The organism is Bradyrhizobium macuxiense (genome assembly GCF_001542415.1).
In the GTDB taxonomy this organism is placed as follows: Bacteria; Pseudomonadota; Alphaproteobacteria; order Rhizobiales; family Xanthobacteraceae; genus Bradyrhizobium; species Bradyrhizobium macuxiense.
Map to the genome: position 1 here is coordinate 207,736 of NZ_LNCU01000088.1, position 7,899 is coordinate 215,634.

The window sequence follows — 7,899 nt, forward strand, 5'->3', positions numbered from 1 at the left end:
GGCGGCCCGCCGGTGATGAGCCACACCGCATTCGGCGATGCCGTCGGCGGCCTCAACGGCTGCGCCGCGGTGCTGACCGCGCTGATCCACGCCAAGCTCACCGGGCAGGGGCAGTTCATCGATCTCGCCCAGATCGAATGCATGATGCCGTTCACCGCGCCCTGGATCGTGGCGCATTCGATCGACGGCAAGCCGCCGGTCAAATACGGCAATCGCCATCCCGATTTCGTGCCGCATGGCTGCTTCCGCTGCGGCGGCGAGGACAACTGGATCGTCGTCGCGATGTCCGATGATGCGATGTGGCCCAAGCTCGCGCGGCTGCTCGGCCGCGAGGATTGGGCTATGGACAAGAATCTCAAGACGGCCGCCGGACGCCGCGCGATTGAAGGCGAGATCGAAGCCGCGCTCACGGCCTGGACCTCGGCGCGCGATCCCGATGCGGCGATGGCCGCGCTGCAGGCGGCCGGCGTCGCCTCAGGCGTCGCGCGGCTGCCGATCGATCTGTTGAAGGATCCGCAGCTTCACGCCCGCGGCTTCATCCAGGAGGTCGATCGTGCCTTCATCGGCAAGCATCCACAGCCGTCGATGCCGTTCCGCGAAGGGGCCGAACCTTTTGCTATCCGCTCGGTGCCGCCGACGCTCGGCGAGCACAACCGCGAGATACTCGGCGGCATGCTCGGCCTCACCGACGCCGAGCTAGAAGCGCTCGCGCGCGATGGCATCATCGGCACCGAGATGCTGATGGAGGAGCAGCTGGTGAAAGAGAAGAAGCGGGCGGCGGGTTGATGCAGGCAGGCCAGCCGGGAGAGCGCAGGTCCGAGGTTGCGCGCGATGGCGCGCGGCCGCTGATGTCCGTGCGCGGGCTCGGCATCCGCTTCAAGACCTCGCAGGGCATCTGGCAGGCGACGCGCAAGATCGATTTCGACATCGCGCCGGGCGAGCGCGTCGGCATCGTCGGCGAGAGCGGCTGCGGCAAGACCATCACCGGCCTGTCGATCCTGCGCCTGCTGCCGGGTAATTTCGCGGGCCTCGACGGCAAGATCATTTTCGACGGCACCGATCTCGCCAGCTGCGGCGCGCGGCAGATGCGCAGCATCAGAGGCAAGCGCATCGCGATGATCTTTCAGGAACCGATGAGCGCGCTGGATCCGGTGTTCACCGTCGGTCACCAGATCGCGGAGACGCTGCGCGTTCACACCAGCATCAGTTACGAAGAGGCGCGGGCGAAGACGCTGGAGATGCTTCGCCGCGTCGGCATTGCCTCGCCCGAGCGGCGCATCGATGACTACCCGCACCAGCTCTCCGGCGGCATGCGCCAGCGGGTGATGATCGCGGCCGCGCTGATCTGCGGGCCGCAGCTCCTGATCGCGGACGAGCCGACCACCGCGCTCGACGTCACCGTGCAGGCGCAGATCCTCGAACTTTTGCGCGACATCAGCGAGACTTCGCAGACCGCGCTGATGCTGATCACCCACGATCTCGGCGTCGTCGCCGAGACCTGCACGCGGATGATCACGATGTATGCCGGCGAGGTGATCGAGGACGCCTCCGTCGACGAGGCGCTGGTGCGGCCGCTGCATCCCTACACGTCAGGCCTGCTGCGCTCGCTGCCGCACTTAAGCCCGCGCCACGGCCGGCTGCCGTCGATCCCGGGCCGCGTGCCATCGATTGCCGAGATGCCGAACGGCTGCCGATTCCGCGCGCGCTGTGCGCATGCGACCAAGGGCTGCGAGGCCGAGCAGGCGCTGCAGGATGCCGGCGGTGGCCGCAAGGTGCGCTGCTGGCGCTTCGCCGAGCTCAATCTGCCCGGCGCGCTGCATCCGCCGGAGACATCTGTCGCAGCCAGGGTCGCGGCGCAATGACCGCAGCATCGGCCGAACCCAGCCGCGAGCCCATCGTCTCGGTGCGCGACCTCCAGGTGCGCTTCCAGACCTCGGACCGTCGCGCCACCGTGAAGGCGGTCGACGGCGTCAATTTCGACGTCCGCCGTGGCGAGACCTTCGGCATCATCGGGGAATCAGGCTCGGGCAAGACCACGATCGGCCGCGCGCTGGTGTTCCTGCTGAAGCCCAGCGCCGGCGCCATCCTGCATGACGGCACCGATCCGCTGGCGTTGTCGCGCAAGCAATTCCAGAGCCACCGTCGCGACTACCAGATCATCTTCCAGGATCCCAACGCCGCGCTGAATCCGCGGATGACCATCTTGGCGTCCGTGCTGGAGCCGCTGGAGCTCGCCGGCATCGGCACCAAGGCTGAGCGCGAGAGACAGGCGAGAGAGGCGCTGGAGCGTGTCGGGCTGCCGCAGGAGTTCGGCGAGCGCTATCCGCATCAGCTCTCCGGCGGCCAGAAGCAGCGCGTGGTGATCGCCCGCGCGCTGACGCTGAGGCCCAAACTGATCGTCTGCGACGAGGTGGTGGCCGCACTCGACATGTCGATCCGGGGCGACGTGCTCAATCTGTTCGCCGATCTGCAGCGCGACCTCGGCCTGACCTACGTCTTCATCACCCACGATCTTGCCGTGGTGTCGCATATCAGCGAGCGCGTCGCGGTGATGTATCTCGGGCAGTTCGTCGAGCTCGGTCCGACGGAGGCGGTGTCTGAGCGGCCGCTGCATCCGTATACGCAGGCGCTGCTCTCGGCCGAGCCGCGGCCGCTGCCGTCGTCGATGCGGCTGGAGGAGCGGATCGTGCTGCAGGGCGAGGTGCCGAGCCCGATCGATCCGCCGACCGGCTGCCGCTTCCGCACCCGCTGCCCGCACGCGCAGCCGCTTTGCGCCGAGCAGGCGCCGGAGTGGCGCGAGCTGAAGCCCGATCATTGGGTGGCCTGTCATTTCGCCGACCCCAACTTTTCGCCCGATCAAGAACCGCCGGAGGAAACGCCATGACAATAACGACGCGACGCGAGGCCATTGCGCTGATTTCGGGCGCGCTGGTGAGCGCCAGCCTCGGCGGTCCGGCATTCGCGCAAGGCGCGGCGAAGAAGGGCGGTACGTTGCGCATCTCCGCGCCCGCTAACCCGTCAAGCCTCGACCCCGCCACCGGCGGCGCCGGCTCCGACCACGCCTTCCTGTTCACGATGTACGACACGCTGGTCGAATGGGAGTTCGAGACGCTGAAGCCGAGGCCTGGGCTGGCCGAGAGCTGGAAATTCACCGATCCCACCACGCTCGTGCTCAACATCCGCGCCGGCGTCACCTTCCATGACGGCACGCCGCTCGATGCGAAAGCCGTCAAGTTCAATCTCGACCGCAACAAGAGCGATCCGAAGTCCAACATCAAGGCCGACCTGTTGTCGGTCGCCTCGGTCGAGGTGAGCGGCCCGCTGCAAGTGACGCTGAAGCTGAACACGCCGGATACCGCGCTGCCCGGCATCCTGTCCGATCGCGCCGGCATGATGGTGTCACCGACCGCGCTCAAGGCGGCCGACGGCGGTGTCGTCACGCGCAAGCCGGTCGGTGCCGGCGCTTACAGCTTCGTGAGCTGGGCCGACGGCGAGAAGATCGTGGTCAAGCGCAACGAGAAATACTGGAAGCCGAACCGGCCCTATCCCGACGGCATCGAGTTCTCGATCATCCCCGAGCTCACCACCGGCGCGCGCTCGGTCACGGCCGGCCAGAACGACCTGATCTATCAGCTGCCGCCGCGGCAGAAGGCGATCATCGAGCGCGCCTCCAGCGTCAAGGTCGTGCACGGTCCGACGCTCTACGTGTTCCAGATCTTCCTGAACTGGGCCAAGCCGCCGTTCGACAACGTCAAGGTCCGCCAGGCCCTCAACTTCGCGATCGACCGCGAGTCCTTCGTCAAGGCGGCGCTCGCCGGTCTCGCCGAACCGGCCTACATGAACCTGCCGAAGTCGCATTGGGCGTACGATGCCGAAGTCGCGAAGCTCTATCCCTATGATCCGGCCAAGGCCCGCAAGCTGCTTGCGGAAGCCGGCTTCAAGGAAGGCACGCAGATCGAGATCGGCGGCTATTCCGACCAGGACTCGGTGCAGCGTGAGGAAATCCTGATCGAGCAGTTCCGCAAGGCCGGCATGAACGTCCGCTTCGTCAACGCGCCGATCGCGGAAGCCTCCGCCGCGTTCTTCGGCCCCGAGAAGAAGGGCTCCGGCCTCCTTGCGGCGTGGACCGGCCGTCCCGATCCGAGCCTGACCTATTCGCTGATGTTCACCAAGGATGCCTATTACAATGGCGGCCGTGCGCCGGTACCGCCGGAGCTCGAAGCTGCGATCAGGGAGTCGCGCGCCTCCGAGGATATCGACATCAGGCGCAAGGCTTTCGCCACCGTGCAGCGGCTGGTGATGGAGAACGCCTTCGTCGTGCCGCTGGCGTTCCAGTTCGAGCTTGTCGCCATGAACAAGAAGGTGCAGGGCTACAAGCCCAACCTTCTCGGCAAGCCGAAATACGACGATGTCTGGCTGGAGAGCTGAGAACAATGGCGCGACGGTCACCGGTCAAGGTTATCGGCAGCCGCCTGTTGCAGGCGCTGCCCGTGATCCTGCTTGCGACCTTCATGGTGTTCGCGCTGTTGAAGCTGGTGCCCGGTGACATCGCCGTGACGCTCGCAGGCGACAATGCGACCGACACCCGCATTGCCGAGATCAGGAGCATCTACGGCCTCGACCGTCCGTTCCTGGTGCAATACGGCGCCTGGCTCGGCAAGGTCGCGCAGGGCGATCTCTCGCAATCGCTGCTGACCGGCGAGAATGTCGCGACCTCGATCGGGCGTGCTTTTCCCAACACGCTCCTGATCGTCGTCATCGCCATGGTGCTGGCGCTGGTCACCGGCATTCCGATGGGCGTGATCGCGGCGGTCAAGCCGAACGGTTGGGTCGACAAGCTGGTCAGCCTGATCGCTTCGGTCGGCGTCGCGATTCCCGGCTTCTGGCTCGCGATGATCCTGGTCGCGGAATTCTCGCTGAAGCTGAACTGGCTGCCGGCCACCGGTGCCAAATCCTTCAGCGCCTCGCCGATCGAGGCAATCAGATACGCGCTGCTGCCGGGGATCGCGATCGCGGCCTATGGCATGGCCGAGGTCGCGCGCCAGTTGCGCGGCGCGCTGCTGGAGGTGCTGTCGTCGCAATATGTCCGCACCCTGCATGCCAAGGGTCTCTCGATGTCGCGGATCCTCTGGCAGCACGGCTTGAAGAATGTCAGCGTCAATCTGCTCACGATCATCAGTCTCCTGGTGAACCGCATGCTGGCGGCGACGGTGGTGATCGAGGCGGTGTTCGCGATTCCCGGGCTCGGCAGCCTGATCGTGCGCGGCGCGATCCAGCGCGACTTTCCGATCGTGCAGGGCGTCGTCTTCACCGTGGTGGTCGTCGTCATCGCGGTGAACCTGATCACCGATCTGCTCTGCGCCGCGATCGATCCGAGGATCGAGCAATGACGGACCTCGCGCTCGCCGAGCTCAAGCGGCCCGCCAAGCCGACCCGGTTGCGGCGCCTCCTGCGCTGGCTCGTCGGCGATGTCCGCGCGACGCTGTCGATCCTCGTGCTGCTGGTTCTCGTCATCGTGGCGATCGGCGCGCCCTGGATCGCGCCCTATGCGCCGACCGCGCAGGACGTCAACAACATGCTGGCGCCGCCGGGCCCGGGGCACCTGCTCGGCACCGACGATCTCGGCCGTGATGTGCTGAGCCGCCTGATCTACGGTGCGCCGGCCACCGTCTATGCCAGCCTGCTCGCGGTCGGCGTCGCGGTTCTGATCGGCCTGCCGGTCGGCCTGATCGCCGGCTATTTCGGCGGCTGGATCGACGACATCATCAGCCGCGTCATCGATACCTTCCTGTCGTTCCCCGCGATCGTGCTCGCGATCGCGGTCACCGGCGCGCTCGGCATCGGGCTCACCAACGGCATGATCGCAGTCGGCATCACCATGTTCCCCGCGCTGGCGCGCATCGTGCGCGCCCGCACGCTGATCGTCCGGCAGGAGCTCTATGTCGATGCCGCGAAAGGGTTTGGCGCGCCGACCTGGCATATCCTGTGGCGCCACGTGCTGCCGAACACGCTGCAGCCGGTCATCGTGCAGGTGACGCTGCTGCTGGCCGCGGCGCTGCTGGCGGAGGCGAGCCTGTCGTTCCTCGGCCTCGGCATCCAGCCGCCGGACCCAAGCTGGGGCGCCATGCTGGCGCGCGCCTACCAATACATGGAAATCGCGCCCGAGCAGATGTACGCGCCGGGCCTCGCCATCCTCTTTGTCTCCCTGGCCTTCAATGCGCTCGGAGAGTCCTTGCGTGTTGTGCTCGATCCGACGATGAAGGATCGCTAGGAGTTAGTCACCTCGCCCGCTTGCGGGGAGAGGTCGAAATTTGCGCGCAGCGCGAATTTCGGGTGAGGGGGATTCTCCGCGAGCTCGCCCGTGGAGACTCCCCCTCACCCGAAGCCTTACGCTTCGCTTCGGCTTCGACCTCTCCCCGCAAGCGGGGCGAGGTAAGAAAATTCAGTCGCCTGAGACTTCAACGGAACCAATCATGTCCTTCAAGAAATTGCTGATTGCCAACCGCGGTGAGATCGCGATCCGCATTGCCCGCGCCGCGAGCGAGAGCGGCCTTGCCACGGTCGCGGTCTATCCCGCCGACGACGCGGCCTCGCTGCATGTTCGCGCCGCCGATGAAGCCCGCGAGATTCCCGGGCGCGGCGCGCGCGCCTATCTTGACATCGAGGCGGTGATCACGGCGGCTAAGACAACCGGCTGCGATGCGCTGCACCCCGGTTACGGCTTCCTCAGCGAGAATGCCCAGCTTGCGCGGCGCTGCGCCGAGGAGAAGATCACCTTCGTCGGCCCGTCGCCGGAGGGGCTCGATCTGTTCGGCGACAAGGCGCAGGCCAAGGCATTGGCAAAGAAGTGCGGCGTGCCGATCATTGCCGGCACCTCGGGCGCGACCACGCTCGACGAGGCCAAGGCATTCTTCGCTTCGCTCGGCACGAATGCTGCCGTGATGATCAAGGCGATCGCCGGCGGGGGCGGCCGCGGCATGCGCGTGGTCGAGGATGCCGCCAAGCTCGACGAGGCCTATGCGCGCTGCCAGTCCGAGGCCAAGGCCGCATTCGGCAGCGATGCCGTCTACGTCGAGCGGCTGATCCGCAAGGCCCGTCATATCGAGGTGCAGATCATCGGCGACCGCCATGGCGGGATCAGCCACCTCTGGGAGCGCGAATGCACCATTCAGCGCCGCAACCAGAAGCTCATCGAGGTGGCACCGAGCCCGTCGCTGAGCGATGGCTTGCGTGCGCGCATCATCGAGGCGGCGAAGCAGCTCGCCGCGGCCGCGCGCTACGACAATCTCGGCACCTTCGAATTCCTCGTAGATGACGACGCCGGCGAAGGCGAGGGCGCCTTCGCCTTCATCGAGGCCAATCCGCGGCTGCAGGTCGAGCACACGGTGACGGAGGAGGTGCTCGGCATCGATCTGGTGCGCTCGCAGCTTGCGGTCGCGGCCGGCGCGACGCTGGCCTCCCTCGGGCTAGCGCAAGCCGCGGTGCCGCTGCCGCGCGGCTACGCCATGCAGCTCCGCGTCAACATGGAGGTAATGGACGCCAAGGGCGTGACCAAGCCGACCGGCGGCACGCTTGCCGTGTTCGACCTGCCGTCCGGCCCCGGCGTACGCGTCGATACGTTCGGCTATTCCGGTTACATGACGAGCGCCGCCTTCGACTCGCTGCTGGCCAAGGTGATCGTGCATTCGCCGAGCCCGAAATGGTCTGATGTCGTGCACAAGGCGGCGCGGGCCTTGCGCGAATTCCGGATCGGCGGCGTCGCGACCAACATCCCGTTCCTCGGCGCCGTGCTGGCGCATCAGAGCTTTGCCCGAAACAAGATCAGCACCAACTTCATCGATACCCATGTCGCGGCGCTCGTTGGTGCGGCGCAGGATCTTGCCGAGCCGCTGATCGAGG

The 7,899-nt window shown here is 66.6% G+C and carries 7 protein-coding genes; all 7 read left to right on the plus strand.

Translation table 11 applies throughout. The features are described 5' to 3' along the window. On the plus strand, positions 1–786 hold a 786-nt coding region (locus tag AS156_RS44970; protein ID WP_245313072.1), incomplete at its 5' end, for a CoA transferase. After that, complete coding sequence (locus AS156_RS26350) at positions 786–1,862, plus strand: ABC transporter ATP-binding protein (RefSeq protein ID WP_066510553.1); 1,077 nt, start codon at positions 786–788, stop codon at positions 1,860–1,862. The genes AS156_RS44970 and AS156_RS26350, both read left to right, overlap by 1 nt. After that, a complete protein-coding gene (locus tag AS156_RS26355; RefSeq protein WP_066510555.1) occupies positions 1,859–2,884 on the plus strand; it encodes an ABC transporter ATP-binding protein in 1,026 nt (341 codons plus the stop codon). Before AS156_RS26350 ends, AS156_RS26355 begins: the two co-directional genes overlap by 4 nt. Beyond that, positions 2,881–4,428 carry an ABC transporter substrate-binding protein gene (locus AS156_RS26360; RefSeq protein WP_066510556.1) on the plus strand — a complete coding sequence of 516 codons (1,548 nt, stop codon included), beginning with the start codon at positions 2,881–2,883 and terminating at the stop codon, positions 4,426–4,428. Before AS156_RS26355 ends, AS156_RS26360 begins: the two co-directional genes overlap by 4 nt. A 5-nt stretch (positions 4,429–4,433) precedes the next feature. Next, entirely contained in the window at positions 4,434–5,390 is a 957-nt protein-coding gene (locus AS156_RS26365) for an ABC transporter permease (protein ID WP_066510557.1), read from the plus strand. Next, positions 5,387–6,271: an ABC transporter permease gene (locus AS156_RS26370; RefSeq protein ID WP_066510564.1), complete on the plus strand. Its 885-nt coding sequence runs from the start codon at positions 5,387–5,389 to the stop codon at positions 6,269–6,271. Before AS156_RS26365 ends, AS156_RS26370 begins: the two co-directional genes overlap by 4 nt. Before the next feature lie 202 nt (positions 6,272–6,473). Beyond that, the coding region (locus tag AS156_RS44975) for an ATP-binding protein (protein WP_245313073.1) at positions 6,474–7,899 on the plus strand (1,426 nt) is incomplete at its 3' end.

Bases quoted from the DNA above. Each gene is read 5' to 3' on its own strand.
- AS156_RS26360 (WP_066510556.1), top strand. From the start codon at position 2,881: ATGACAATAACGACGCGACGCGAGGCCATTGCGCTGATTTCGGGCGCG.
- AS156_RS26365 (WP_066510557.1), top strand. From the start codon at position 4,434: ATGGCGCGACGGTCACCGGTCAAGGTTATCGGCAGCCGCCTGTTGCAG.
- AS156_RS26350 (WP_066510553.1), top strand. From the start codon at position 786: ATGCAGGCAGGCCAGCCGGGAGAGCGCAGGTCCGAGGTTGCGCGCGAT.
- AS156_RS26355 (WP_066510555.1), top strand. From the start codon at position 1,859: ATGACCGCAGCATCGGCCGAACCCAGCCGCGAGCCCATCGTCTCGGTG.
- AS156_RS26370 (WP_066510564.1), top strand. From the start codon at position 5,387: ATGACGGACCTCGCGCTCGCCGAGCTCAAGCGGCCCGCCAAGCCGACC.